27 protein-coding genes and 2 pseudogenes are annotated in these 24,706 nt (G+C 60.6%); 8 read left to right on the forward strand and 21 right to left on the reverse strand.

All coding sequences use genetic code 11. The annotated features are described in order from the left end of the window. Positions 1-20: 20 nt before the first annotated feature. Positions 21-1,160 (forward strand): S8 family serine peptidase, encoded by a 1,140-nt coding sequence (locus tag QP904_RS03740; RefSeq protein ID WP_284835564.1) that lies wholly within the window; start codon positions 21-23, stop codon positions 1,158-1,160. Here QP904_RS03740 and eccB read toward each other — a convergent pair. From eccB to secY, 12 genes are all read right to left on the reverse strand, one after another. Continuing rightward, on the reverse strand, positions 1,150-2,436 hold the full coding sequence (gene eccB, locus QP904_RS03745; RefSeq protein WP_200288263.1) for a type VII secretion protein EccB: 1,287 nt from the start codon (positions 2,434-2,436) through the stop codon (positions 1,150-1,152). The genes QP904_RS03740 and eccB overlap by 11 nt on opposite strands. A 75-nt stretch (positions 2,437-2,511) precedes the next feature. Then, on the reverse strand, positions 2,512-3,405 hold the full coding sequence (gene truA, locus QP904_RS03750) for a tRNA pseudouridine(38-40) synthase TruA (protein ID WP_200289069.1): 894 nt from the start codon (positions 3,403-3,405) through the stop codon (positions 2,512-2,514). Between the two features lie 135 nt (positions 3,406-3,540). After that, a complete protein-coding gene (rplQ, locus tag QP904_RS03755; RefSeq protein WP_023020595.1) occupies positions 3,541-4,038 on the reverse strand; it encodes a 50S ribosomal protein L17 in 498 nt (165 codons plus the stop codon). Positions 4,039-4,110: 72 nt separating this feature from the next. Beyond that, positions 4,111-5,121: a DNA-directed RNA polymerase subunit alpha gene (locus QP904_RS03760; protein WP_005322760.1), complete on the reverse strand. Its 1,011-nt coding sequence runs from the start codon at positions 5,119-5,121 to the stop codon at positions 4,111-4,113. Positions 5,122-5,235: 114 nt separating this feature from the next. Continuing rightward, on the reverse strand, positions 5,236-5,841 hold the full coding sequence (gene rpsD, locus QP904_RS03765; RefSeq protein WP_005322762.1) for a 30S ribosomal protein S4: 606 nt from the start codon (positions 5,839-5,841) through the stop codon (positions 5,236-5,238). A 21-nt stretch (positions 5,842-5,862) separates the two neighbouring features. Further along, positions 5,863-6,267, reverse strand: coding sequence for a 30S ribosomal protein S11 (rpsK, locus tag QP904_RS03770; protein ID WP_005322764.1), 405 nt, complete (start codon positions 6,265-6,267; stop codon positions 5,863-5,865). 3 nt (positions 6,268-6,270) lie between these two features. After that, a complete protein-coding gene (gene rpsM, locus QP904_RS03775; RefSeq protein ID WP_005322765.1) occupies positions 6,271-6,639 on the reverse strand; it encodes a 30S ribosomal protein S13 in 369 nt (122 codons plus the stop codon). 183 nt (positions 6,640-6,822) lie between these two features. After that, complete coding sequence (gene infA / locus QP904_RS03780) at positions 6,823-7,041, reverse strand: translation initiation factor IF-1 (RefSeq protein WP_004566852.1); 219 nt, start codon at positions 7,039-7,041, stop codon at positions 6,823-6,825. 300 nt (positions 7,042-7,341) lie between these two features. Next, entirely contained in the window at positions 7,342-8,193 is an 852-nt protein-coding gene (locus QP904_RS03785) for a L,D-transpeptidase (RefSeq protein WP_284835565.1), read from the reverse strand. A 65-nt stretch (positions 8,194-8,258) separates the two neighbouring features. After that, positions 8,259-9,053 (reverse strand): type I methionyl aminopeptidase, encoded by a 795-nt coding sequence (gene map / locus QP904_RS03790; protein ID WP_200288265.1) that lies wholly within the window; start codon positions 9,051-9,053, stop codon positions 8,259-8,261. A gap of 2 nt (positions 9,054-9,055) precedes the next feature. Continuing rightward, positions 9,056-9,601: an adenylate kinase gene (locus QP904_RS03795; RefSeq protein WP_023020592.1), complete on the reverse strand. Its 546-nt coding sequence runs from the start codon at positions 9,599-9,601 to the stop codon at positions 9,056-9,058. Continuing rightward, entirely contained in the window at positions 9,601-10,926 is a 1,326-nt protein-coding gene (secY, locus tag QP904_RS03800) for a preprotein translocase subunit SecY (protein ID WP_284835566.1), read from the reverse strand. The genes QP904_RS03795 and secY overlap by 1 nt, the downstream gene beginning before the upstream one ends. A gap of 376 nt (positions 10,927-11,302) precedes the next feature. Here secY and QP904_RS03805 point away from each other — a divergent pair, with 376 nt between their 5' ends. Together QP904_RS03805 and QP904_RS03810 are read left to right on the forward strand one after the other, a co-directional pair. After that, complete coding sequence (locus tag QP904_RS03805; protein ID WP_239208138.1) at positions 11,303-12,610, forward strand: class I SAM-dependent methyltransferase; 1,308 nt, start codon at positions 11,303-11,305, stop codon at positions 12,608-12,610. Between the two features lie 11 nt (positions 12,611-12,621). Beyond that, a complete protein-coding gene (locus QP904_RS03810) occupies positions 12,622-14,124 on the forward strand; it encodes an FAD-binding oxidoreductase (RefSeq protein WP_239208139.1) in 1,503 nt (500 codons plus the stop codon). Positions 14,125-14,232: 108 nt separating this feature from the next. On the opposite strand, the gene QP904_RS03815 is transcribed toward QP904_RS03810, so the two are convergent. The 7 genes from QP904_RS03815 to rpsH all read right to left on the reverse strand — a co-directional run bounded on the left by QP904_RS03815 (position 14,233) and on the right by rpsH (position 17,604). Then, positions 14,233-14,721: a hypothetical protein gene (locus tag QP904_RS03815; protein WP_023020588.1), complete on the reverse strand. Its 489-nt coding sequence runs from the start codon at positions 14,719-14,721 to the stop codon at positions 14,233-14,235. Positions 14,722-14,960: 239 nt separating this feature from the next. Next, positions 14,961-15,407, reverse strand: coding sequence for a 50S ribosomal protein L15 (gene rplO / locus QP904_RS03820; RefSeq protein ID WP_005322777.1), 447 nt, complete (start codon positions 15,405-15,407; stop codon positions 14,961-14,963). Between the two features lie 3 nt (positions 15,408-15,410). After that, complete coding sequence (gene rpmD / locus QP904_RS03825; RefSeq protein ID WP_023020587.1) at positions 15,411-15,596, reverse strand: 50S ribosomal protein L30; 186 nt, start codon at positions 15,594-15,596, stop codon at positions 15,411-15,413. Between the two features lie 3 nt (positions 15,597-15,599). Continuing rightward, complete coding sequence (rpsE, locus tag QP904_RS03830; protein WP_023020586.1) at positions 15,600-16,223, reverse strand: 30S ribosomal protein S5; 624 nt, start codon at positions 16,221-16,223, stop codon at positions 15,600-15,602. 40 nt (positions 16,224-16,263) lie between these two features. Further along, positions 16,264-16,665 carry a 50S ribosomal protein L18 gene (rplR, locus tag QP904_RS03835; protein WP_005322788.1) on the reverse strand — a complete coding sequence of 134 codons (402 nt, stop codon included), beginning with the start codon at positions 16,663-16,665 and terminating at the stop codon, positions 16,264-16,266. 3 nt (positions 16,666-16,668) lie between these two features. After that, the gene (rplF, locus tag QP904_RS03840; RefSeq protein ID WP_023020585.1) at positions 16,669-17,205 is read right to left on the reverse strand and encodes a 50S ribosomal protein L6; all 537 of its coding nucleotides are present in this window, start codon (positions 17,203-17,205) and stop codon (positions 16,669-16,671) included. A gap of 15 nt (positions 17,206-17,220) precedes the next feature. Then, entirely contained in the window at positions 17,221-17,604 is a 384-nt protein-coding gene (rpsH, locus tag QP904_RS03845; protein ID WP_005322799.1) for a 30S ribosomal protein S8, read from the reverse strand. Between the two features lie 306 nt (positions 17,605-17,910). Between rpsH and QP904_RS03850 the strand changes: the two are divergent. The 4 genes and pseudogenes from QP904_RS03850 to QP904_RS03865 all read left to right on the forward strand — a co-directional run bounded on the left by QP904_RS03850 (position 17,911) and on the right by QP904_RS03865 (position 21,894). Further along, positions 17,911-20,202 (forward strand): annotated as a pseudogene (locus QP904_RS03850) (FdhF/YdeP family oxidoreductase). Positions 20,203-20,279: 77 nt separating this feature from the next. After that, positions 20,280-20,525, forward strand: coding sequence for a DUF6457 domain-containing protein (locus QP904_RS03855; protein WP_200288268.1), 246 nt, complete (start codon positions 20,280-20,282; stop codon positions 20,523-20,525). Then, the gene (fdhD, locus tag QP904_RS03860; protein WP_023020578.1) at positions 20,525-21,355 is read left to right on the forward strand and encodes a formate dehydrogenase accessory sulfurtransferase FdhD; all 831 of its coding nucleotides are present in this window, start codon (positions 20,525-20,527) and stop codon (positions 21,353-21,355) included. The genes QP904_RS03855 and fdhD overlap by 1 nt, the downstream gene beginning before the upstream one ends. Beyond that, positions 21,352-21,894, forward strand: a complete 543-nt coding sequence (locus QP904_RS03865; RefSeq protein WP_023020577.1) for a hypothetical protein — start codon at positions 21,352-21,354, stop codon at positions 21,892-21,894. The genes fdhD and QP904_RS03865 overlap by 4 nt, the downstream gene beginning before the upstream one ends. On the opposite strand, the gene QP904_RS03870 is transcribed toward QP904_RS03865, so the two are convergent. Then, positions 21,791-22,303 carry a 3-hydroxyacyl-CoA dehydrogenase family protein gene (locus QP904_RS03870; protein ID WP_366918728.1) on the reverse strand — a complete coding sequence of 171 codons (513 nt, stop codon included), beginning with the start codon at positions 22,301-22,303 and terminating at the stop codon, positions 21,791-21,793. The two genes, QP904_RS03865 and QP904_RS03870, sit on opposite strands and share 104 nt — an antisense overlap. A gap of 57 nt (positions 22,304-22,360) precedes the next feature. Continuing rightward, a pseudogene (locus QP904_RS03875) lies at positions 22,361-22,773 on the reverse strand (3-hydroxyacyl-CoA dehydrogenase NAD-binding domain-containing protein); the annotation flags it as partial. A 405-nt stretch (positions 22,774-23,178) separates the two neighbouring features. Between QP904_RS03875 and QP904_RS03880 the strand changes: the two are divergent. After that, positions 23,179-24,672 carry a pyridoxal phosphate-dependent decarboxylase family protein gene (locus tag QP904_RS03880; RefSeq protein ID WP_200288269.1) on the forward strand — a complete coding sequence of 498 codons (1,494 nt, stop codon included), beginning with the start codon at positions 23,179-23,181 and terminating at the stop codon, positions 24,670-24,672. Positions 24,673-24,706: the final 34 nt, after the last annotated feature.

A 24,706-nucleotide genomic window follows, 5' to 3' on the forward strand; every position in this document is an offset into this window, starting at 1 on the left:
CGCTTCTTGCTTGCATAGCTGTGGCAATACTTCCCGTTACCTTAGGTGCTGCGGCATTAGTAACCGCTCCCGATGCGACCGCACGTGAACCGGACCGCGAATGCGCAATCGCGCATTCCTCACCGCTTTCGCCCCAACCTAGCGAGGATCAGCTCAACTACCGCGCCCGTCTGCACTCCTTTGCCACCGGGGAGGGCGTAAAGGTTGCCGTTATCGATACCGGCGTGGCTACCCACGATCAGCTGCGGCACCTCAGCGGCGGCGCGGACCTTATCGCGCCGGAGGAACCGGAGCCGCACCGCGACTGCGACCTGCACGGCACCGTCGTAGCCGGTATCATCGCCGGCCACGATATTGGTATCGCGCCACGGGCGGAAATCTACGCTGTGCGCCAAACCAGCGCGCATTATCGCCAAGAGCGACAAGACAATACCACCGGCTCGCTAGATACCTTGGCCCAAGCGATTGATGACGCCGCCGATGGCGGCGCCCGCATCATCAATATCTCCGTTGTTTCTTGCGTCCCGCCGGATGTGGCCGCCCAGGTGGATACTTCCCGGTTGGACGGTGCTTTAGCACATGCGGAAGAATCTGGATCCGTGGTAATTGCCGCATCCGGCAACGCTTCTTCCGGTAGCTGCGAGATGGGTGACCGAGTATTTCCAGCGGATTCGCCCACAGTGCTCTCAGTAAGCGCCCAAGCGGATTCGCACGAGCTCGCTGACTACTCTCTGAGTTCGGCGGATGGCCCACAACTGGCTGCGCAAGGATTTGTACCACTCGCGCTCAATCCCGCCGGCGGATGGGCCGACGGCAAAGAGGGCACGGACGGCACGTCCCAATTTCACGGCACCTCCTTTGCCGCGCCGGTAGTCAGCGGCACGGCGGCCCTACTGGCGCAGCGTTTCCCCGATGACAGCCCGGCCGCCCTGCGTAAACGCTTAGAAGACGCCGCGGAGCCGGGACACGGATTCGTCGACCCGCTCACGGTGCTCACCCACGTGGAATCATCCACGCTCGGAGATACCCGAGCAATGGCTATCCGCCCCGCCGAAAAGAGCACATCACGCGCACCTATGCACAGTGCATGGGTACTCGGCGGGTTGGCGTTGGCGCTAGCCGCGTGGGCAACGTGGCGCGGGCTGTGGTCTAAGAGCTGACCTGCAGCGCCTGCTCCCGGCTAAGCGCCGAGCCTTCCGGCAGCAAACGCAGAATCTCCCAGGGCACCCGCGCGCCTACACCAGTGCCCAGCGCCTCTAAGGTCTCTTTATCCTTGACCTCGTGCCGCTGACCCGTCGGTGCAACCACGTGGTAGCCATGACCGCTATCTACTCCTACGCCTCCGCCGTTGAGACCACCAAAGCGCTGCGCCACCGCCTCACCAGCCAAGGCTACGGTACCTGCTTGGGCAGGTACCACTTCCCCGCCGCCCTCATTACTCGCACACATCCAACCATCGTCTGGGCTCACAAAGCGGAAAGTGGTGGAGGGAAGGTTGAGGTTTAAGGGGACGTCGGCAAGCGCAGCAATCTCCTGGGCCGTGGATGTCGCCGTCTTGGCGCCTAATCCAATAAGCATCTGCGCCTGCGTGGGCGTAAGCTCGGCGACGCCATCGGGTGTGCGCGCCCATAGGCCCTGGCCTGTGTCTACGACCTCCGGCGGCTGCGCCGGAAAATTCAGCGGAGGCAACTCCGCAAAAGCATTGAGCAGCTCAGGCGGCATGGGCCAGGCGTGGGTGCCGTCGTCCACACCAATCGCGCGACGCACCACACGCCCCTGGGTGCTAGAGGGATCAGGCAACGCCACCCGGCCGTCCTGAGTAATAAGCCACTGCGTGCCTTCGGTCTCCACCAATGCGGCGCGCTCCGGCCCTAGGCCTTCCTGGTCGGGCTCGGCAAGCACGATGACCTCTTGTGCAGCAACCTGGTGGCCGCCGATGCTAGTCGGGTTTTCCGCCCCTGAGGACTCCTCTTTACCTGCCAAACAGGCCGCCCAGCGCTGCTGCGGAGTCTCGCTGGCAGCCGCAAGGTACCCCGGGGCATCCGCGATCCCTACCGGGGACCCCAGAAGCGCGTCGTGCAGGTGTTCATCCCCTATCGCCTGAGCCTCGGCAGCCTGACCGGCGATGATGCGCGCAGAAGCCAAGTTGAAGACTGGGTGGTAGGTATCATTGACATCCACAAATAGCTGGCCTTGCTTCGAGCGCACGATGGGCGCATCACCCGGCTGTGGGCTCGGTTGCAGCCATGCGAGCATGCCGGAGCCCACCGCAAGGAAGGCTACGCCCACTCCGCCGAAAAGCAGGGCCTTGCGCCGCCTTGCCAAAGGATCATGAATCATCCTGATATCGCCCAATACGAGCCCGTGCTCGACGCGGCGGCGCAGAAATTTATGCCCCGAAACTTGGGCCTTAGTAGTAGGCAGCGGACGTGCCATGATTTTCCCCCGAAAAGTCTGTGTACACCCAGCACACAGGCTATCCCAGGTAGGCTCCTACCGCCACCTGGAAAGCTAGTCGGCGCTGCGCCGTTCCCGAGTAGCCTCGGCGCGGGCGGCCAGCTGATCCGCCGCCGGGTAATCCACGGCCACCAGAGAAAGCCCTTTCGCCGGAGCCACGGGGATGCTGGAGGAACGTTTGGTCTCGTGGAGCAGCGCTGCGGCGAAGTCGGCATCGCGGCGCCCCTCCCCTACGCGCAGGCAGCACCCCACCAGGGATCGCACCATGGACCAGCAAAACGCATCGGCGCTCACGCGGGCTTCAAAAAGCTCCGGTTCTTCGGGCGTTGAAATATCCCGCCAGGAGAACTCTTGCAGCTCACGAATGGTCGTGGCATTCGGCTTAGCTTTGCAGAAGGCCGCGAAGTCATGCAGGCCTACCAACGCGGTGGCGGCCTCCTGCATCGCATCGATATCCACTGGCTTTATCCACTCGGCGGTATCCCGCGCACGCGTCGGCAAAGCGCCCCGCGGGCTGGTAGTAATCCGGTATACATAATGCCTGCGCAACGCCGAGAAACGCGCATCAAAGCCCGCGGGCGCAAACTCGCAGCTATGTACCCGCACGTCTTCAGGCAAAAGCTTTGCTAACCGACGCACCAGCTTCCCCGGTTCCCCCGCCACTGAGCGCTGCTCCAGCATCTCTTTGGGAACGTCCACGTGGGCGACCTGGCCACGCGCATGGACGCCGGCGTCCGTCCGGCCGGCGACCGTTAGCGGTACCTCGGCGCGGGCAATCATCGCGAGTGTTTCTTCCAGCACGCCTTGCACGGTGCGCAGACCGCCTTTTTGCTTCGCCCAGCCGTGGAAATCCGTTCCGTCATAGGCCAAGTCCAAGCGCAGGCGCACGAACCCGTCTGCCGGCCCTTCTGCGGTGGTAGATGCTGCAACAGTCATGGTGGGATTCATGCTACCGGAGGCGCTTCCCTTGACCAGAGCCGGGCCCAGCTCCCCGTGCACCGTTCCGAAGAGTGCAGACATAAAAAGCCGCCGCCCTCCCACAAGTGGGAAAGGCGGCGGCAAAGCGCTAAGGCCGAAGGGGAATTACTTCTCCTCGGACTCCTCAGCTGCAGTCTCCTCAGCAGGTGCCTCGGTCTCTGCAGCCTCGTCTGCCTTAGCTTCCTCAGCCTCGGCGGCCTTAGAAGCGGCAGCGCGGGTAGCGCGGTTAGCCTCGGAGGTCACGGTCTCCTCAAGAACGAGGGAGATCTGGGACATCGGGGCATTGTCACCGGTGCGGTTGTCCAGCTTGATGGTGCGGGTGTAGCCACCCTCACGGTTCTCAAACTTCGGTGCGACCTCGTCGAACAGGTAGGAAACGACATCCTTGCGCGGGATGAGCTTCAGCACTGCGCGGCGGTCAGCAACGGTGCCGGACTTAGCCTTGGTGATGATCTTTTCGATGTACGGGCGAAGAACCTTCGCCTTAGCATCGGTGGTCTTGATAGCGCCGTGCTCGATCAGGCTGGCTGCCAGGTTGCTCAGCATGTGAGCCTGCTGCTTGGCGGAGCCGCCGAGACGGGCACCCTTCTTAGGGGTTGGCATTGTGTACTCCTCGTATGCGGTAAAAGTTGAGCGCGCGGCAATTAGGTAATTGCCGCAAGTCAGCGGGGTTCTTTACTCGGAATCCTCAGCAGCCGGGTCCTTGAAGTCACCGGTTTCTGCGTCGTAGCCCTCGAGCTGGGTCGGGTCAAAGTCCTCAGGGGTGTCCTTGAGAGCCAGGCCCAGGTTAGCCAGCTTGATCTTTACCTCATTGATCGACTTCTGGCCGAAGTTGCGGATATCCAGCAGGTCGGACTCGGTGCATTCAGCGAGCTCGCCCACGGTGTGGATCTCCTGACGCTTCAGGCAGTTATAAGAGCGGACGGAGAAGTTCAGGTCTTCGATCGGCATGCCATAAGCAGCGATGTACTCGGTCTCCTGCGGGGAGGGTCCGATCTCGATGCCTTCGGCAGCGTTGTTCAGCTCGCGAGCCAGGCCGAAAAGCTCGACCAGGGTGCCACCGGCGGAAGCCAGTGCATCGCGTGCGGAGATCGAGTTCTTGGTTTCGACGTCGATGGTCAGCTTGTCAAAGTCGGTGCGCTGCTCAACACGAGTAGCTTCGACCTTATAAGAGACCTTCAGAACCGGGGAGTAAATCTGGTCGACCGGGATACGGCCGATCTCACCGGAGGTAGGAGCGGCTGGGACGTAGCCACGGCCGCGCTCGACGACGAGCTCAATGTCCAGCTTGGCGGTGTCATTCAGGGAAGCGATGTGCAGATCCGGGTTGTGGATCTCCACGCCAGCCGGCGGCTGGATATCGCCCGCGGTGACATCGCCCGGGCCCTCCTTGCTCAGGTACATAACTACCGGCTCATCAGAGTCGGAAGAAAGCACCATGCTCTTGATGTTCAAGATGATCTCAGAAACGTCTTCCTTCACACCGTTGATGGTGGTGAACTCGTGGAGAACACCATCGATCTTGATGGAGGTTACTGCTGCACCCGGAATGGAAGACAGCAGGGTACGACGCAGCGAGTTACCGAGGGTGTAGCCAAAGCCCGGCTCGAGCGGTTCGATGACGAACTTGGAACGAGACGAGTCGATGAATTCCTCGGTGAGCTGAGGACGCTGGGAAATGAGCATTGAAATTCTCCTTTTCGGCGACCGCTATTTGACGCCGGTAGAGGGGTAAAAATCTTCGGGTTCGAAGATTCCTGGTTCTCCGCCAGGCCATTAAAGGCCTCGCGGAATAACAGTTTACTTCGAGTAAAGCTCGACGATGAGCTGCTCCTGCAGCGGAATGTCGATCTGAGCGCGCTCGGGCAGCTGGTGCACGAGGATGCGCAGGGTATCAGGAACAACCTGCAGCCATGCCGGTACGTTGGCATCGATGAGGGCGTCCTGAGCATCTTCGAACCATTCCATCTTCTTGGAGCGGTCACGGACATCGATGATGTCGTACTGGGTGACCTTGTAGGAAGGAACGTTGATGTTCTTGCCGTTCACGGTGAAGTGACCGTGGGAGACAAGCTGGCGAGCCTGGCGGCGGGTGCGTGCCAGACCTGCACGGTAAACTACGTTGTCCAGGCGGGACTCGAGCAGGATAACCAGGTTATCGCCGGTCTTGCCCGGGAGGCGGTTAGCCTCTGCGTAGTAGCGACGGAACTGACGCTCCAGCACACCGTAGGTGTACTTTGCCTTCTGCTTCTCCTGGAGCTGCAGCAGGTACTCAGATTCCTTGATGCGGTTGCGGCCAGCCTGTCCCGGTGGGTACGGGCGGCGCTCGAATGCCATATCTCCGCCGACCAAGTCGACGCGAAGACGGCGGGATACGCGGGTAGCGGGGCCAGTGTAACGAGCCATTTTCTTACCTCTTCCTTTCCCTTAAACCTTGCGGCGCTTGGTCGGACGGCAGCCGTTGTGCGGCTGTGGGGTGGCATCCGTGATCGAGGAAACCTCGAGGCCTGCGGCCTGCAGGGAACGGATGGCGGTCTCACGGCCGGAGCCCGGACCCTTGACGAATACGTCAACCTTCTTCATGCCGTGATCCATTGCCTTACGGGCAGCGTTCTCAGCTGCCATCTGAGCGGCGAACGGAGTGGACTTACGGGAACCCTTGAAGCCAACGTGGCCGGAGGATGCCCAGGAAATAACAGCACCGGTCTGATCGGTGATCGAGACGATGGTGTTATTGAAGGTGGACTTGATATATGCGTGGCCGAGAGCCACATTCTTCTTTACGACGCGACGGCCGGAACGGCGCGCGCCGGAACGAGTCTTTGGAGGCATGAATTACTTCTTCTTTCCTGCGATCGTCTTCTTCGGACCCTTACGAGTGCGCGCATTGGTCTTGGTGCGCTGGCCACGTACAGGCAGGCCACGACGGTGGCGCAGACCCTTGTAGCTACCGATTTCAATCTTGCGGCGGATATCAGCCTGAACCTGACGGCGGAGGTCACCCTCAACCTTCCAGGTAGCCTCAATTGCGTCACGGAGCGCCGACAGCTGGTCATCATCCAGGTTGTCAGTGCGCAGGTCAGGAGAAATGCCAGTCTTTTCTAGCAGTTCCTTGGCACGGGTTGGACCGATGCCGTAGATGTAGGTGAGAGCGACCTCCATACGCTTATTGCGTGGGAGGTCAACACCAGCTAGACGTGCCATATGGCGTGTCCTTTCGGGTTGTTACGGCGGTTTTCTCCCCATCCGTCCCACTCCATGCAACGCTTCGCCCGGACCGTGCCGGGAATCCTTGGGTTACTTACCAGTGTGGGCTCAGGCCACCGTAGCCTGAGGTGGACAGGGTGAACCTACAGGTTCACCCTTGGGTGAGGAGGCTTACAGTTTTTACTTGTAGCGGTAGACGATGCGTCCACGGGTCAGGTCATAAGGAGACAGCTCTACAACCACGCGGTCCTCTGGGAGGATGCGAATGTAGTGCTGACGCATCTTGCCAGAAATATGTGCAAGAACCTTGTGTCCATTGTCGAGCTCGACACGGAACATTGCGTTGGGCAAAGGCTCGATAATGCGGCCTTCTACCTCGATTGCGCCTTCCTTAGCCATAACCTCTACTTTTCTGGCGACGGACAAGTGTGCCGTCACCTGCATGTTTGTTGTCTACTGCGGTGGCGTATCTGCGCCAGTCTCACTGGCGTAATACACCGACTTAACAGCATACGCTGCAGCGACACGTTTTCCAAACCAGTGCGCTTTTCGACGTCGAGTTATGCGATTCCCTCTCTCCCCTAGCCTTGTGCCCACAGTCAGCATTTTAAGACCGCCAGAGAGAAGAAATCCCCCACACCGGCCCTCCTTCACGGAGAACCAACGCGGGGGAATCAATTAGCGCAGTGGCGGGAGACTTTAGTAAATGAATACTTTATCGCCGACCTGCACGTTATCCCAGTAACGCTTTGCAGCGTCCGGCGGCAGGTGTACGCAACCATTGGAGTCAACGGCCGGGTCATCCAAGTGGAAAGCGTGGCCATTGTTGGTGAAGTAGATGGAGTACGGCATCGGCGCGTTATTGAACTCGCGGGAGATTTCGTGCTCTACCTTGCGGGTGACGTGGAAGGTGCCGCGTGGGGTTTCCTGACCTTGCATGCCAGCCGACATTGCCGGGGAGACATAGGAGACCTTGCCACCGTCCTGCAGCCAGGTGCGGCGACCGTTCAAGTCAACACAAACCTTGGCGTCCGCAGGGCACGGACCACGGTCAAACTCGTTGGCGCGGCGCTGCGCTTCCGCCTTACGTGCGGCAGCCTCGGAGCGAGCCTTCTCAGCGGCAACGCGCTCGGCATTAGCGCGGGCCGCAGCCTCACGAGCCTTGCGTGCTTCCTCATTCTTCTGAGCAATCAGACCCGGGAAGAGGAATTCAACGGCGCCATCCACCGCAGTCTGAACGCTAGGAGCCAGCTCAGGAGAGAACTTCTCCGCCTGGTCCAAAATCTGGTTGCGGGTGTTCCACGCCTGCTCGCGGGTCTGGCCGTAAAAATTATCCAGCTGTGCCTTTGCATCAGCGGTGAGCCTATCTAGGCCGGACTGAGAAGAGAGCTGTGCGAGGTCAGAGTTTGCCTTGGAGCGGAGCTGATCCAGGTTAGGAACCTCCTGGGCAGTAGCGGCAGGAGCCGCAACGGTGGCACTCAAGGCCATCACGCTAGCGACTGCGGGCGCTGCGACCGTGGCACGGAACTTGCGGAAGCTAAAATTAGACATAGCTGTGAGTATAACCTTTCGGGGGGTATCTGCCTAGTACAACAGGCAATATTGGGGAATATGTGTCAGTAGCGACGGGTGAGAATACGGGGACCATCGGCGGTGGCGGTCACCGTATGCTCCCAGTGGGCGGCAAAGGAACCATCGAGGGTAACGACCGTCCAGTCATCCTCCAAGACGGCGGAATCCTCTGTGCCCAAAGTTAGCATGGGTTCGATGGCCAGTACGGAACCTTCCTGAATCAGCGGGCCGCGTCCGGGCCGGCCTTCGTTGGCTAGGTACGGTTCCTCATGCATGGTGCGGCCAATTCCGTGTCCGCCGTAGCCATCGACGATAAAAAGCTCCACACCGAACTTCTCCTCAGCACGGCGAGTGGCTTGTTCGAGGGCATAGGAGACATCGGTAAGCAGATTGCCTGGAACCATAGCCTGCATGCCCTCCATAAGGACATACTCGGTGGCCTTATTGAGGGCTTCGACATCTGGGGCGAGCTCGCCCACGGCGAAGGACCAGGCGCTATCGCCGACCCAGCCGTCGAGCGTAGCACCACAATCAATGGAGACTAGGTCGCCTTCGGCGAGGACGGTTTCCTGGTCTGGGATTCCGTGGACGATGACATCATTAACGGAAGCGCAAATGGAGCCCGGGAAGCCTTCGTAGCCCTTGAAAGTGGGATAAGCCCCGGCATCGCGAATGGTCTGTTCGGCCACTGCATCTAACTCGATGGTAGATACGCCAGACGCCGCAGCAGCGCGGACTTCCTGCAGTGCCTTACCGACGATCTCGCCGGCGGCCTGCATGGCGTCTAGCTCACCCGGGGTACGGGCGGGGATGCGCTTACTGCGGCGTCGAAAAGCCATGCTTACTTACCCAGTGCTTCCATCGCACGGGCGTTGATCTCCTCCACGGTGCCTTCGGCCTTGATGGGGATAATGGCATCGCCGTAGTGCTCAATGAGCGGGAAGGTCTCCTCACGGTATACACCGAGACGGGTGCGAATGGTCTCCTCGTTATCGTCGGCGCGGCCGCGAGCCATCATGCGCTCGACAACTACGTCCTCAGATACCTCGAAGTTGAGCACGCCGTCGAGCTTCTCACCCTTCTTGGACAGCAGCTCTTCCAGGATGTCTGCTTGCTCGGTAGTACGAGGGAAGCCGTCCAGCAGGAAGCCATTCTTGGCATCGTCCTGGTTGAGGCGATCCTCGACCATACGAGCGGTGACGTCGGTAGGTACCAGCTTGCCTGCATCGATATAAGACTTTGCTTCCACACCCAGCGGAGTGCCCTCGCCAATATTGGCGCGGAAGAGGTCGCCGGTGGAGATATGCGGAACGTTTAGCTTCTCGCTGAGGATAGCTGCCTGGGTGCCCTTGCCGGCACCGGGAGGTCCTAGAAGTACAAGACGCATTACTTAAGTAGTCCTTCGTAGTTGGATTGCAGTAGCTGGGACTCGATCTGCTTGACCGTAGTCAAAGCGACAGAGACCATAATCAGGATGGCCGTACCGCCAAAGGCGGAGGTACCGCTGGCAGAAGCGCGGCCCACACCGAGATCCAAGAGGATATTCGGCAAAATGGCGATAACTGCCAAGTACAGGGCGCCCACGCACAGCAGACGGTTCATCACATAACCAAGGTACTCCGCGGTCGGACGGCCCGGGCGAATACCCGGGATGAAGCCGCCGTACTTCTTCATATTATCCGCCTGCTCCGCCGGATCGTACTGAACCGAAACGTAGAAATAAGCGAAGAAGATAGTCAGCACGAAGTACAGCACGATGTACTGCCAGGACGATGGCGCCTGCAGGTGTGCGATGACATTGCGCTGCCACCAGTTATCGGGGGTACCGGCGGAGCCAGAGTTCACGATCTGGGTAATGAGCACCGGCATGTAGATAAGGGAGGAGGCAAAGATGACCGGAATAACGCCGGCCTGGTTGACCTTCAGCGGCAGGTAGGTAGAGGAACCACCGTACTGACGGCGGCCAACCATGCGCTTGGCGTACTGGACCGGGATACGGCGCTGGCCCTGCTCGATGAAGGTGATGCCCACAACGAGGACAACCAAGCCAGCAACGACCATGGCAAAGACGAGTGCGCCGTTGTTCTGCATGATGCTCACGCCATCGGTAGGCAGGCGGGTAGCAATGCCGGCAAAGATGAGCAGGGACATACCGTTACCAATGCCCTTTTCGGTGATGAGCTCGCCCATCCACATCACCAGCACGGCGCCCGACGTCATGGTGATTACCAAGACGATGAGGGTAAAGAAGTTACGGTCTTCTGCCAAGACCTGTACGCCCTGGCCCAGCAGCTGCTCGCGGTCTGCCAGTGCGACGATGCCGGAGGATTGTAGCAACGCCAACGCCAAGGTCAGGTAGCGAGTGTATTGGGTCATCTTGGCCTGACCGGACTGGCCTTCCTTCTTCAATTCCTCGAAGCGGGGAATGACCACGGTCAACAGCTGCACGATAATCGAGGCCGTAATGTACGGCATGATGCCGATGGCGAAGATCGACAGCTGCAGCAACGCGCCACCCGAGAAGAGGTTAATGACGGAGTAAAGGTCTCCGGACTGCTCGGTCAGCTGGCGCAAGCGGCCAGCAATTGACGCATAGTCAACACCCGGGGACGGGATCTGTGCGCCGACGCGGTACGCAATGACCATCACGATGGTGAAGATGATCTTCTTACGTAGGTCGGCATCCTTAAAAGCCTGGATAATGGCGGACACTACAAAATCCTCCTGGCCTACCGCTGCCGAACGCGAAATCTAGGGAGGGTTTCGCGCTCATACACGGAGGTGGAAACTCATCTGCCCCTAGGAAACCGCACCCCTTAAGCTGGACAGCTAAGGGGAATCTTAGGCTTCTTTCAGGGACGGTTGAACACTTATGACCCCACAACCCTACCAGCCTTGTCCCCCATAGCCACATTAATACCCAATAGTGTGACCATCATTGCTTGTTCTTTCGCACGTTTTGCCTTCGGGGTTTACCATGAGGGGGTATTGCACACATGCAATCCCCTAGTAAAGTCTCCGACCTCACAGCCCCATGAGCCACGAGGCCGTTATTGGTGTGAACCAACTATTTTCGAAAGAAGTACTTATGAAAAAGAAATTCACGCCGATGACCGTAGCTGAGATCATCGACGTATTTGTCCCTAGCCCCAATCCCTTCCGCTGGGAAGCCTTCGACGGATCCGCGACCGGACCGGAGGATGCCCAGTACAAGGTGACTATTAACAGCCTTGAAGGCTTGTCTTTTATAGCCACCCATCCCGGCGATGTGGGATTCGCCCGCGCCTATGTCACCGACGGCATCACGGTCCACGGCGATCACCCAGCCCACCCCTATGGCATCTTCGACGCCCTACATGCCATGTACGACAAGTTTGAAAAGCCGGATGCGAAGACACTGGCGCGCGTGGTGCGCTCGCTGGCGTCCATGGGCGCCTTCCAGATCCAGCCTGTTCCCGAGGTAGAGCGTGCCTCTTGGCTGCGCCGCAAGCTACACGACGGCCTATCCAAGCACTCGAAGCAGCGCGATGCTGATGTCATTTCTGATCACTACGACGTGGGCAATGACTTTTATGAGCTCTTCTTGGGCGATTCGATGACCTATACCTGCGCCTACTACCCTTCCCCAGACGCCACCTTGGAGGAAGCGCAGGAGAATAAATACCGCCTCATCTTCGACAAGCTGCGCCTCCAGGAGGGCGACCGCCACTTGGACGTGGGCTGTGGCTGGGGCGGCATGGTGCGCTACGCGGCGCGCCGCGGCGTGAAGTCCATTGGCGTCACCCTATCCAAGGAACAGGCCGAGTGGGGCCAGCGCAAGATTGAGGAGGAAGGCCTCCAAGACTTGGCGGAAGTACGCTTCATGGATTACCGCGATATCACCGAAGAGGGCTTCGATGCTATCTCCGCCATCGGCATTATCGAGCACATCGGTGTAAAGAATTACGATGACTTCTTCAAGTTCCTCCATGGCAAGTTGAAGGTGGGCGGCCTGATGCTCAACCACAACATCACCTACCCGGATAACCACAAGACGCCCAAGGGCGGCTTCATTGACCGCTATATCTTCCCGGACGGCGAGCTCACCGGCTCCGGCAATGTCACCAAGGCGATGCAAGATAATGGCTTCGAAGTCATCCACACCGAGTCCCTCCGGTTTGATTACATGCGCACGCTGCATGACTGGTGCGAGAACCTGAAGGACAATTGGGACGAGGCCTGCGCAACCGTGGGCCTACCCACCGCTCGCCTCTACGGCATTTATATGGCCGGATCCGAATGGGGCTTTGAGCGCAATATCATCAACCTTTATCACTTCCTCGGCGTCAAGCTGGGCGAGGCCGGCTCCCGCGCCGGTGTGCCTGAGCGCCGCTGGTGGGAAGATAGCCGCTTTTAAGGAGGGGTGCCATGACTCTCATTGATAATCTGCGCGAACGCCTCGCCGCTGCCCAACCGCGACCGGTGGATGCCATGCCCATTGAGCCGGTGGGATGGACGGCGCACCAAGAGGGCGTCGACAAGCTGCTGGCGAGTTTCCGTGCTGTCCCGGCCGGAAAGCGCGTGCGCCTAGCCAAGAAGACCTCCAATCTCTTCCGTAGCCGCAGCGAGGCGCAGGAAGGCCTCGACGTATCCGGCCTTAGCGGCGTCATTGAGGTCGATCCAGTTGCCCGCACGGCCGATGTGCAGGGCATGTGCACCTATGAGGACCTCGTGGATGCCACCCTGGCCCATGGCCTCATGCCCTTCGTCGTACCGCAGCTTAAGACCATTACTTTGGGCGGTGCGGTTACTGGCATGGGCGTGGAATCCACGAGCTTTCGCAATGGCTTGCCGCACGAGTCCGTCCTCGAGATGGACGTGCTTACCGGCACGGGTGAGATCCTTACCTGCTCCCGCGAGCAGAATGTGGATCTCTTCCGTCTCTTCCCCAACTCCTATGGCTCGCTGGGCTATGCGGTGCGCCTGAAGATCGAGTTAGAGCCCGTGCCCGCCTATGTGGAATTGCGCGAGGAGCGTTTCCACACCGTGGAGGAGGCGAGCCGCGTGCTTGCCGACGTCGCCTCTTCCCACACGCACCGCGGCGAGCCCGTCCATGGCCTCGACGGCGTGGTCTTCTCCGAGGACGAGGCCTACCTCGTCTTCGCCCGCTTTACCGACGAGGAGGGCCCAACCTCCGATTACACGCGGGACAAGATTTACTACCGCAGCCTCCAGCACGCCTCTGACATCCGGCGCGACCGCCTGACCATCCGCGACTATATCTGGCGCTGGGATACCGACTGGTTCTGGTGCTCGCGCGCCTTTGGCGCGCAGAACCCGAAGGTGCGCAAGGTGTGGCCGCGCGAATTGCGCCGCAGTTCTTTTTATTGGAAATTGGTCCGGCTCGACCGCAAATACGAGCTGGAATATAACTTCATCAAAAAGCCCCACGGCAAGCCACGTGCTGAACGCGTGGTCCAAGATATCGAGGTCACTCCAGAAAACCTGCCGGAATTCCTCCATTGGTTCTTTAATGCTTCCGATATCCAGCCGGTGTGGCTCTGTCCAATCCGACTTCGCGATGGCGTGGAAGAGCTAGTAGGCACCGGCGACCTCGCCTCTAACTCGAGCGACCCCTGGCCGCTCTACCCGCTTCGCCCCGGGCAGACCTGGGTCAATGTTGGCTTTTGGTCCGGCGTAGAAGGCGACCACGTCGACCCTTCCGCCCCGAATAATGGCGCTTTCAACCGCGTCATTGAATCCAAGGTCAACGAGCTTGGCGGACACAAGTCCCTCTACTCCGAAGCCTTCTATTCCCGGGAAAAATTCGAAGAACTCTACGGTGGCAACCTTCCCGCCACCATCAAAGCGGTTACCGATCCGGATGACCGCTTCCCTGGCCTGTACGAAAAAACCGTAGACGAGGCCTAGGCCTTCCCTCCCCCGCGCCTACCCTGGTTGGAAAAGCATAAAGGGTGGAACGCCCTCCCCGAGCGTTCCACCCTCTTTTTCGTCCCGAAGTCTTGGGACACTCGCGCTTTAGTAGGCCGCGGTGATGTTGTCGTAGCCGTTGATCTTCAGGGCGTCCATGACGCGCTGCACAGCTGCCTCATCCTTCTCCGGGTTATAGGTCTCCGGGAAGGTCAGGTGAGCAGAGTGGTCGTCCTTAAACTCGATGTTCATGAACTCGTGGCCGGCCTCCTGGGTAGCTAGGGCCAGCTCACGCTGCACGGCCAGCTTACCGCTCTGCAGGTTGCCACCGTTGAACCCTGGATCGACCTCTTCGGCACCCTCTGCGTCACCGTTGATGACGTCTTCCTTGTCACCGGTGATACGGCCCTTCTCAGCGTGAGCGCCGGGCTGCTGGTCCTGTGCGTTCTGCTCGCCAACTTCGGCAGGCGCGGTCTGAGTGGTCTCAGCAGGATCCGGCTGGGAGAGCTGTTCCTGGGCGTCGACTGGGCCGGTAGAGCCGGCAAATGGCATGATGGCAGCGACTGCGGTTGCGAGCAGCGAAGAAATAGACGACATAAGAGTCTCCTTAACGGTAGATGATTTTCAACTAAGATTGACTTTAACACTCATGAATATATATCGCCATACCGGCAACCTTATTTATTAATAAAGGTTTCCTGTCAGCTATTTCCAGCACCAATTGTGTCCATAACCAAGGTACTGCGCTCTATACCGGCACCAGGGCGCTTACCAAACGAAATCATCCCCCTGCTCCGCTGGTGCGGAGAGGGGGACGAAAATCTACTTGAAAGAGATTACTTAGTGTTGGCGGATCCGCCAGCAGCCTCGATCTTCTCTACAGCAGACTTGGAGAACTTATCAGCGGTGACGTTCAACTTAACGTTGATGTCGCCGTTGCCCAGAACCTTGACCGGCTTATTAGCGCGGACCAGGCCAGCAGCTGCGATGTCAGCAACGGTGATGTCGCCGCCATCTGCGAACTTCTCAGCCAAGTCAGCAACGTTAACTACCTGGTACTCAACATGGTTCGGGTTCTTGAAGCCCTTCAACTTAGGTAGACGCATGTGGATCGGCATCTGGCCACCCTCGAAAGCAGCGGAAACCTGCTTACGAGCACCGGTGCCCTTGGTACCGCGACCAGCGGTCTTACCCTTGGATGCCTCACCGCGGCCAACGCGGGTCTTAGGCTTATTTGCTCCTGCGGTTGGGCGCAGGTCGTGCAGCTTGATGATATCAGCCATGGTTTACTCCCCTGCCACTTCTTCGACGGTGACCAGGTGGCGAACCTTGTGAACCATACCGCGAACGATCGGGGTGTCCTGCTTAACTACGGACTGACCGATGCGCTTGAGGCCGAGGGCCTCAATGTTCTTGCGGTGGTTCGGCTTGGTGCCCACCAGGCCCTTTACCTGTGTAATCTTCAGAGCCATTGCTTATGCCTCCTGACCTGCGCGCTTGCGCAGCATACGGGCCGGGGTGACCTCTTCGATGGACTTGCCACGACGTGCGGCAACCTCTTCAGGGCGGACCAGCTGCTTGAGGCCGTCCACGGTAGCGCGGACGACGTTGAGTGCATTGTCGGAGCCCAGGGACTTCGACAGGATGTCCTGCACGCCAGCGCATTCAAGCACTGGACGAGCAGCACCACCGGCGATAACACCGGTACCAGGTGCGGCAGGCTTCATCATAACGATGCCAGCTGCGTCGCGACCCTCAACCGGGTGGGTGATGGTGCCGGCAATCATCGGAACGCGGAAGAAGTTCTTGCGAGCCTCTTCAGCACCCTTCTGGATTGCGGCCGGGACTTCCTTGGCCTTGCCGTAGCCAACGCCAACCTGACCCTGGCCGTCACCAACGACGACGAGAGCGGTGAAGGACATGTTGCGGCCACCCTTAACGGTCTTGGAGACGCGGTTGATGGTCACAACGCGCTCGATGTACTTATCGCGCTCGTTGTCCTGGTGGTTACGACGATCGTTGCGGCGGCCGTTGCCACCGCGGTTGTTCTTGTTGTTCTCGGCGGAGCGTCCGCCGTCACGCTGTTCACGGTCCGACATTAGGCGTTCCTTCCGTTGATGTTTCCGTTGACGATGATCATTAGAACTTCAGACCACCTTCACGTGCGGCGTCAGCCAGCGCAGCGACGCGGCCGTGGTACTTGTAGCCTGCGCGGTCAAATACGACGTGCTCGATGCCAGCGGCCTTTGCGCGCTCGGCAACCAGCTCGCCTACCTTGGCAGCCTTGGCCTTCTTATCGCCCTCGAGTGCACGAACGTCCGCCTCCATGGAGGATGCGGAGACCAGGGTGTGGCCTGCCAGGTCATCGATGACCTGGACGTGCATGTGACGTGAGGAGCGGTGAAGAACCAGGCGCGGTGCCTCAGGGGTGCCGCGCAGGGTCTTACGGATACGGAAGTGACGGCGTGCGCGTGCTTCGCGACGACGGGAGGAGATGTCCTTGCCGACTGGAGTGCGCTTGGTGTTTTCAGTGTTTGCCATTGCTTACTTACCCGTCTTTCCGACCTTGCGACGGATCTGCTCGCCTTCGTAGCGAATACCCTTGCCCTTATAAGGATCGTCCTTACGCAGACGACGGATATTAGCGGCGATCTGTCCGACTAGTTGCTTGTCAATACCGGTAATGGACAGCTTGGTTGCGCCGTCCACTGCGAAGGTAATTCCCTCCGGAGCCTCGATGAGGATCGGGTGGGAGTAGCCCAGGCTGAATTCCAGGTCCTTGCCCTTCTGCTGGACACGGTAGCCGACACCGAAGATTTCCATCTTGATGGTGTAGCCCTCGGTCACGCCGATAACGGCGTTGTTCAGCAGGGAGCGGGACAGACCGTGCAGAGCACGGTGCTTGCGGTGGTCATCAGGGCGGGAGACGGACAGTACGCCGTCTTCCAGGTTGATGGCGATTGGCTCTGGAACGTTAACGCTCTGGGTACCCTTTGGGCCCTTCACCTCAACGTCTTGGCCGTTGATCTTGATTTCGACGCCGTTTGGCACGGCGATTGGTGCTAGACCGACTCGAGACATGTGTCAAACCTCCCTTTACCAGACGTAGGCGAGAACTTCTCCGCCTACGCCCTTCTCCTCAGCCTGACGGTCAGTCAGCACGCCGTGGGACGTGGAAATAATAGCCACGCCCAGGCCGCCCAAGACCTGTGGCAGTTCGGTGGACTTTGCGTACACACGCAGACCCGGCTTAGACACGCGACGCAGGCCAGACAGGGAGCGCTCGCGGTTGTTGTACTTCAGCTCGAGGGACAGGGTGTGGCCCTCGACGGTGTAGTCAGCGATGTAGCCTTCCTGCTTCAAGATGTCGGCAATATTTGCCTTCAGCTTGGAGGTAGGCATCGACACGGTGTCATGGTGCGCATTACTTGCGTTGCGCACACGCGACAGCATGTCGGCAATAGGATCAGTCATAGTCATATGAGTGACCGTGTACCTTTCTCGTTGCGGTTCCCGTGCTCACCAAAGCGTTCTCCGTGTGATTTCGGGCTACTCACGCTCCCCACGGTCAGTACCGTGAGGCGCTCGCCACCCTTTGATTCAGACAACGGTCCGCTATCTACGGCGAGGGGCCTACAACAAAGTTGAAATGAACTTCTTGAATTGCGGGTACTCATCCCCATGTGAGCTGCATAAACAGCGTGCGGGCACGAGTCCGAGCATTTACATTACACGTCGACCTGGCCTTTTCCAAAATTCTCCCTGCTTATCGGCAAGCTTGCCGGCATGACCCCAAACGTTACAGTTTCTCGTGCCAATCCCGTCGCTAACCGCTTCGACAACCCACGCATCGGCCACCGCGTCACCGCGCCTGCAGGCGTGGGCGGCGTATACCACGCGATGGAGAAGGCAATCCCGAACCACGGCCTCGTGCCGCTGCTGAAAATGAACCAGCATGGAGGCGTTGACTGCCCCGGCTGCGCCTGGCCGGAGCCGGGGCAGGGCGACATCAACTTCGTCGAGTTCTGTGAGAACGGCGCCAAGGCCATCGCCCAGGAGACCACGTCCAAGCGCGTGTCCCGCGAGTTCTTCGCCAACACCACCGTCCGGCAGGTGCGCGAGATGCCGGACTAGGAGCTCAACCAGCTCGGCCGTCTCACCGAGCCCATGCTCTGCGACCGCTCGCTCGGCGACGAGAAGTACCACCCCGTCTCCTGGGACGAGGCCTACGACCTCATCGCGGAGCAGCTCAAGGCCACGGACCCGAACCGCGCCATCTTCTATACCTCCGGCACGGCCGTCAACGAGTCCGCCTTCATCTTCGGTGTGCTGGGCCGCCGCCACGGCTCCAATAACCTGCCGGACTGCGCGAACCTCTGTCACGACTCCACGGGTGTCGCGCTCGCCAAGACCGTGGGCGTGGGCAAGGGCTCCATCGTCATGCAAGACATATACAACACGGAACACATCATCTCCGTGGGCCAGAACCCGGGTATCAACCACCCGCGCTCGCTGACCGCCTTTAAGAAGCAGAAGGAAAACGGCGGCAGGTTCATCATTATCAATCCCATGCCGGAGACTGGTTTAATGAAGTTCAAGGAGCCGCAGTCCGTCAAGGGCGCCCTCGGCGTGGCCGACAAGATTAGCGACGAGTACGTCCAGGTTCGCCTCGACGGCGACCGCGCGCTGTTCCAGCAGATCAACCGCGAGGTCATTCGCCGCGACTTGCTCGACCGCAAGTTCTTGGAGGAGTTCTGTTCCAACGTCGACGAGACCATCGCGCACCTTAATTCGCTTGACGATGCCGCCCTTTCCCGCGGATCCGGAGTCTCCCAGGCCGAGGTCAAGAACATCGTCGACTACGTGGAGAAGTCCGAGACGGTTGTTCTCGCGTGGACGCTGGGCGTGTCCCAGCACCGCAACGCGGTGGCCACCATCCAGGAAATGATGAACTTCCTACTGCTCACCGGCAACTACGGCAAGCCCGGCGCGGGCTCCGGCCCGTTCAGTGGCCACTCCAATGTCCAGGGTGACCGCACGATGGGCATCTCGTAGAAGATGCCGGAGTGGTTCCTGGCCAACATGGAAGAAAAATTTGGCTTCGACGTTCCGCGCGAGCACGGCGTTTCTTCCACTGGCGCGGGTATCCAGCTGCGCGAAAAGAACGTCGATTTCTTCCTGTCACTGGGCGGAAACTACATCCGCGCGATGTCGGACACGACGGCGCTTGAAGACGGCATTTCTGCCACCTAGCAGTCGGCCCACATGCTCACCAAGCTCAACCGCACGTGTGCGTGGCTGGGTGAGAAGTCGCTTATCTTGCCGGTGCGCTCCCGCACCGATGTCGACATTCAGGCCTCGGGCCCGCAGAAGGTCTCTGTCGAGGCATCGGACTCCAAGGTTTCCGCGTCCTTCCCGAAGCGCCGCGGAAACCGCGACCTGAATCTCCACTCCCAAATGCAGATCATCTGCGGCATCGGCGAGCGTGCATTCGGCGACGCCTTCTAGCGCCCGATGATGGACAACTACGATGTCATCCGTGATCACATCGCGAACGTCATCCCTGGTTTTGAGAACTACAACGAGCACCTCAAACGCCCCAGCGGCTTCATGCTCCCGCACGCGGCCCGCGAACGCATCTTCAACACCTCGGACGGCAAGGCCCAGCTGACCATCAATGCCACCGACACCATCGAGCTTGAGGGCGACCAGCTGCTGCTGACCACGGTGCGCAGCCACGACCAGTACAACACCATCTCCTATGGCCTGGTTGACCGCTACCGCGGTGTGCGCGGTGGACGCCGTGTCATCTTCATCCGCAAGAAGGACCTGGCCGAGCGCGGGCTCAAGGACGGCGACATCGTCGACGTTGTCTCCGAGTACGCCTCGGGCCGCCGCGTCGCGCCGAACTTCCGCCTGGTCGAGTACGACATCGCCAAGGATTACGTGGGCGGCTACTTCCCTGAGCTCAACATCCTCGTGCCTGTGGAAGAGATGACTAAGGACTCCGAGACTCCCGTTTCCAAGTCCCTCATTGTCCGTCTGGAACCGACCGGCAAGAACGCGAACGACTTCTAAGTCGCCGCACCCCCGTTAGTCCCGTCGCGAGCGGGACTTTCGCGGTTGTAGGCAGGGCCGCGACTACAGTTGAGTTCATGACTGAAGACAAAGACCCCATCCAGACCGCGCACGAGTGGCTTGAAGAGGTCGCAACGACGCTGGATCTCGATCCGCACGACGCCACGGCGCTGGTGCGCGAGCTGCTCGATCTCACCAAGGACGTCGCGCACTATCGCTCCCGCCCGGCCGCCCCGCTCACCGCCTTCGTGGTCGGTCTGGCCAGCAAAGACGTCGAGGAAGCCCGCGCCAACATCGCCAAGCTCAAGGAAGCCGTGCAGTAGTGGCGGGCCGCACCACCTCCAAGTTCGCGGTCACCAAGGTCCGCCTCAACGAGGAGCGCACGCAGGTCACCCAGGTCGATACCCGCGCCGATACCGTCGCTGGCGAGGAGCCGCTCGAAATCCGCGTCGATGGCCAGACTCTCACCACGACCATGCGCACCCCGGGCCACGACGTTGAGCTCGCCCATGGATTCCTCCATTCCGAGGGCCACATCCAGGCCGCCCGCGACATCGAGTCCGCCAAGTACTGCGAGGGCACCACCCGCGACGGTGTCAACACCTACAACCTCCTCGACATTGAGATGCGCGACGACAACGTCATCTCGCTCAAAGAGCTGCGCCTAACACTCACCAACTCCGCGTGCGGCGTGTGCGGTACCTCGTCCATCGAGGAGCTAGCCAAGAAGACCCGTTACCCCATCCCCCACGTGCCGGTCGACCCGCTCGTTATCGCCCAGCTGCCGGATAGGCTGCGCGAGGGCCAGAAGCAGTTCCGCAAGACCGGCGGCATCCACGCCGCTGGCGCCTTCACGCTGGGTGGCGAGCCCATCGTCATCCGAGAAGACGTCGGCCGCCACAACGCCGCGGACAAGGTCATCGGCCACCTGCTCATGGAGGGCTTGCTTCCGGCCAGCGATCTCATCCTCGTGATGAGCTCGCGCGCCAGCTTCGAGCTCGTGCAGAAGGCTGCGATGGCGGGCTTCTGCCAGCTCGTGGCGGTATCGGCAGCCTCCTCGCTCGCCGTCGACACTGCCCGCAAAACCGGCATGGCACTCGTCGGTTTCGCACGCGGCGACCGCTTCAACCTTTACTCGGGAGACCTGAAATGAGCCTTATCGATTTCCTTGTCAACGTCGAGCTGGACACCCCGCGCCCCGACTACCGCGCGCTGCTCATCGCCGCACGCAACGTCACTTCCCCGGTTGCCGAAACCCCCGCCGCCCCGTCAGCATTCCAGCCCCATGTCGCCGCGTGGCGCACGGCGTGGCAGAACGCCGGGCTCGATCCCGCGCTTTTTGATCTGGGCGCCCAGCCTTCCGATGCCCCCGTAGTTGCCCTCGGCAACGCCGTCGCCCGCCGTTTCGAGCTGCCTGTCACGGCGTTCGCCCTCGATGGCTTCGCGGGCCTAGTGCGCATCGAGGTAGGCACCGCTACGGTGCGCGATGCCGCGGGTAGTGCCGCGCGGCGCTTCCGGCCCGAGCACCGAGTCCAGCCCACGCCGGAGACCACCAGCGTGCTCTATATCCTCGAGGCCTTGGATCCGCTCACGGACGACGATCTGCGCCTGGCGGCAGATGACATCCTCGACGCCCTGCGCGCGGCGAACCCTGATGTCGAGGTCGCCCAGCGCATCCTGCGCCCCGAATAACTCCGCGCGCCGAGTAAGCGCTAGTGTGCAGCGCGCACGTCGAGGAAGCCGCGCAGCAGCGCATTGCGGCGGCGGGTGCCGGACTCGAAGGTCTCGGCGTAGTTGTCGTAGGGACATCGACTTGCGCGTACACCTCGTCGAGATGCGACATGTCGGGCACTCCGGCGACAGGCTCGGTCTCCCAGGCTCCCGCGATATGTTCGATAGTCGACTTGATGCCCTCGGGGCCGCCGCCCAAACGGTTGGACTCGAACGGGCCTGTGGCCGCGTAGCGCAGCCCCAGCGAGTTGCGCAAAATCGTGTCGAGGTCCTTCGCGTCAATGACCCCCTGTTGCACGAGTGAAATCGCCTCCCACATGTCGACCTTTTGAATGCGGTTGCCCACGAATCCGGGGATTTCCTTCTTCATCGCGCTGGGCTCGAAGCCGAGCTCTCGGTAGACCTCCAGCGCGCGTTCGACCGTCTCCGGCGCGGTCTCCGGTCCCGGCACGACTTCGAGAACCGGCATGAGTGCCGGCGGGTGAACGGGTGACCGATGACGATCCGCTCGGCTGCGGGATTGTCTGCCGCGCTCTTGGAAGGAAGGATGGCTGAGGTCGAGCTGGCGAGGATGGCGGCATCGGTAAGTCCCGCCAGCCGTGCGAAGATCTTGTGCTTGAACTCCAGCGACTCCAGCCCTGCTTCCTGGACGAAATCGACGCTGTCCGTGAGATCCTCCAGGTTTGTCGAGAACCGAACCTTGTCCCCGAACTCCTGCGCCACCGCGTCCGCGAGTTCTGCGCGCACGTCTGTCATGCGCACCTGCCACCCCGCGTCGACGAAGCGCTGGGCAAACGAGAAACCGATCAGGCCGCCACCTACAAGCAATGCTGTCTTCATGTTTTTTAGCCTGGGCCTTCTGGCTCGCGGCCACACGGTTTGTTGTATGGCCACCGCCACACAAAAGGTCTACAAGAATTGATTTATCCCGCCTCGGCCTTGTCCGAAGTGAAAGACGCTTTTCCACATCCCACCCTCGCCACGTCCTGCGCCCGCAACCAACCCGTAGAAATGCACCGCACGCCCATTCCTTCTACTCGCCCCTGTGCCGCTCCTGCTATGCCCGAGACCTCAGCCGTCGACCCCGCGCACTGCGCATCAGACCAGTGCTTTCGCACCCTTCCCCGAGCCGGTGCAGCAAATACATCCCGCCGTGACCACGGATCACCGCAGCGTGCCCGCGCGCGGCACCACTTTCCATTAAATAATTTTACCGTAGCCTACTCTATGTTAGGGTATCCTAACATGCACAAAATTCGTCACGAGAGACCGGCCCCTTTCGTCGATTCCTTCGTAAGAGCCGATCCGACTGCATTAAACACAATCATCCACCACAGCCAGCACACCCTCACGCAGTATCTCGCCGAGGGCGACGCGCCACGCTCCGGTCGCAACGCCCATGAGACAGCAGCGGCCGTCACACGCGTTGACCTCGAGCACCCAATTGGTACATTCGACGCCGCGTTGGCTGAGCTTTGCGAACTCTGGCTCGACCACGCCGTGTGGTACCACCACCCGCGCTACATCGCCCACCTCAACTGTCCGATCACCGCCACCGCCGTGGGCGCGGATCTGCTCGCCACCACAGTTAACACCGCGGTCGAAAGCTGGGATCAGGCCTCGAGCGCCGCCGCAATCGAAGGCCACCTCCTCGAGTTCTTCGCGCGCAAGCTGCGCTGGCCGGAAGACCCGCATTCCCGCACCCGCGGGGTCTTTACGTCCGGTGGTACGCAATCCAATCTGCAGGCGCTCTACATTGCGCGCGAAAAGGCGCTGGGCGCTCAAGGCGTGCAGGGACTTTCCCAGTTGCGCCTCTACACCAGCAGCCACGCCCACTACTCCGTGTTGCGCGCCGCCCACCTCCTTGGGCTCGCGGACACCGCCGTCATCACTATCGAATCGGATGCCGAACACCGACTCGACGCAGCTGATCTCGCCCGGCGCATCGCGGCCGACGTGGCGGACGGCTACACGCCGATGGCCGTCGTGGCCACCGCTGGGGCAACCGACCGCGGCACCATCGATCCGCTAGAGAGCATCGCCAAGGTCTGCCGCCACGCAGGGGTGCACTTGCATGTCGACGCCGCGTACGGAGGCATCCTGCTGCTCTCACCCACGCAACGGCACCGTTTGCGCGGCATGGACGCGGCCGATAGCGTCACCGTCGACTTCCACAAGGGCTACTTCCAGCCGGTGGCCTGCAGCGCGATTCTCTTGCGCGATCCCGCCGACTGCGCCCTCGTGTCGTGGCACGCGGACTACCTCAACCCCGAAGACGCCACCGACCACAATCTCGCAGACTTCTCGCTCCAAACCACGCGTCGCTTCGACGCGCTCAAGCTCTGGATGACGCTGCGCACCCACGGCGCCGACGCCCTCGGGGAGGCCTTCGACGCCTGCTGCGCCGCGGCCCGCGATGCCGCCCGGCGCGTCGACGCCCATCCACGCTTTGCACTGCGCGCCACACCGGAGCTTTCCACAGTGCTGTTTACGCCTGCCGATGCCCCCGCCAGCCTCGTCCACATCGTCCGCCAGCGCTTGCTCGAGCGGGGCGACGTGATTGTCGCGACCACCACCTTCGAGGGCGCGCCGTGCTGGAAGTTCACCATTCTCGATCCGCAGCTGCGTGGCACAGATATCGACGCGATCCTCGGGCTCATCGAACGCGAGATGGACGCCGTCGACCAAGCCAACGCTCAACCGAGCCCCAGCGCTCTCGCGGTACAACCCGCGCGCTAGACCACGACCCACAGAAACTTAAAACAGGAGTTTG

This window comes from Corynebacterium nasorum (assembly GCF_030229765.1).
Taxonomy (GTDB): Bacteria; Actinomycetota; Actinomycetes; order Mycobacteriales; family Mycobacteriaceae; genus Corynebacterium; species Corynebacterium kefirresidentii.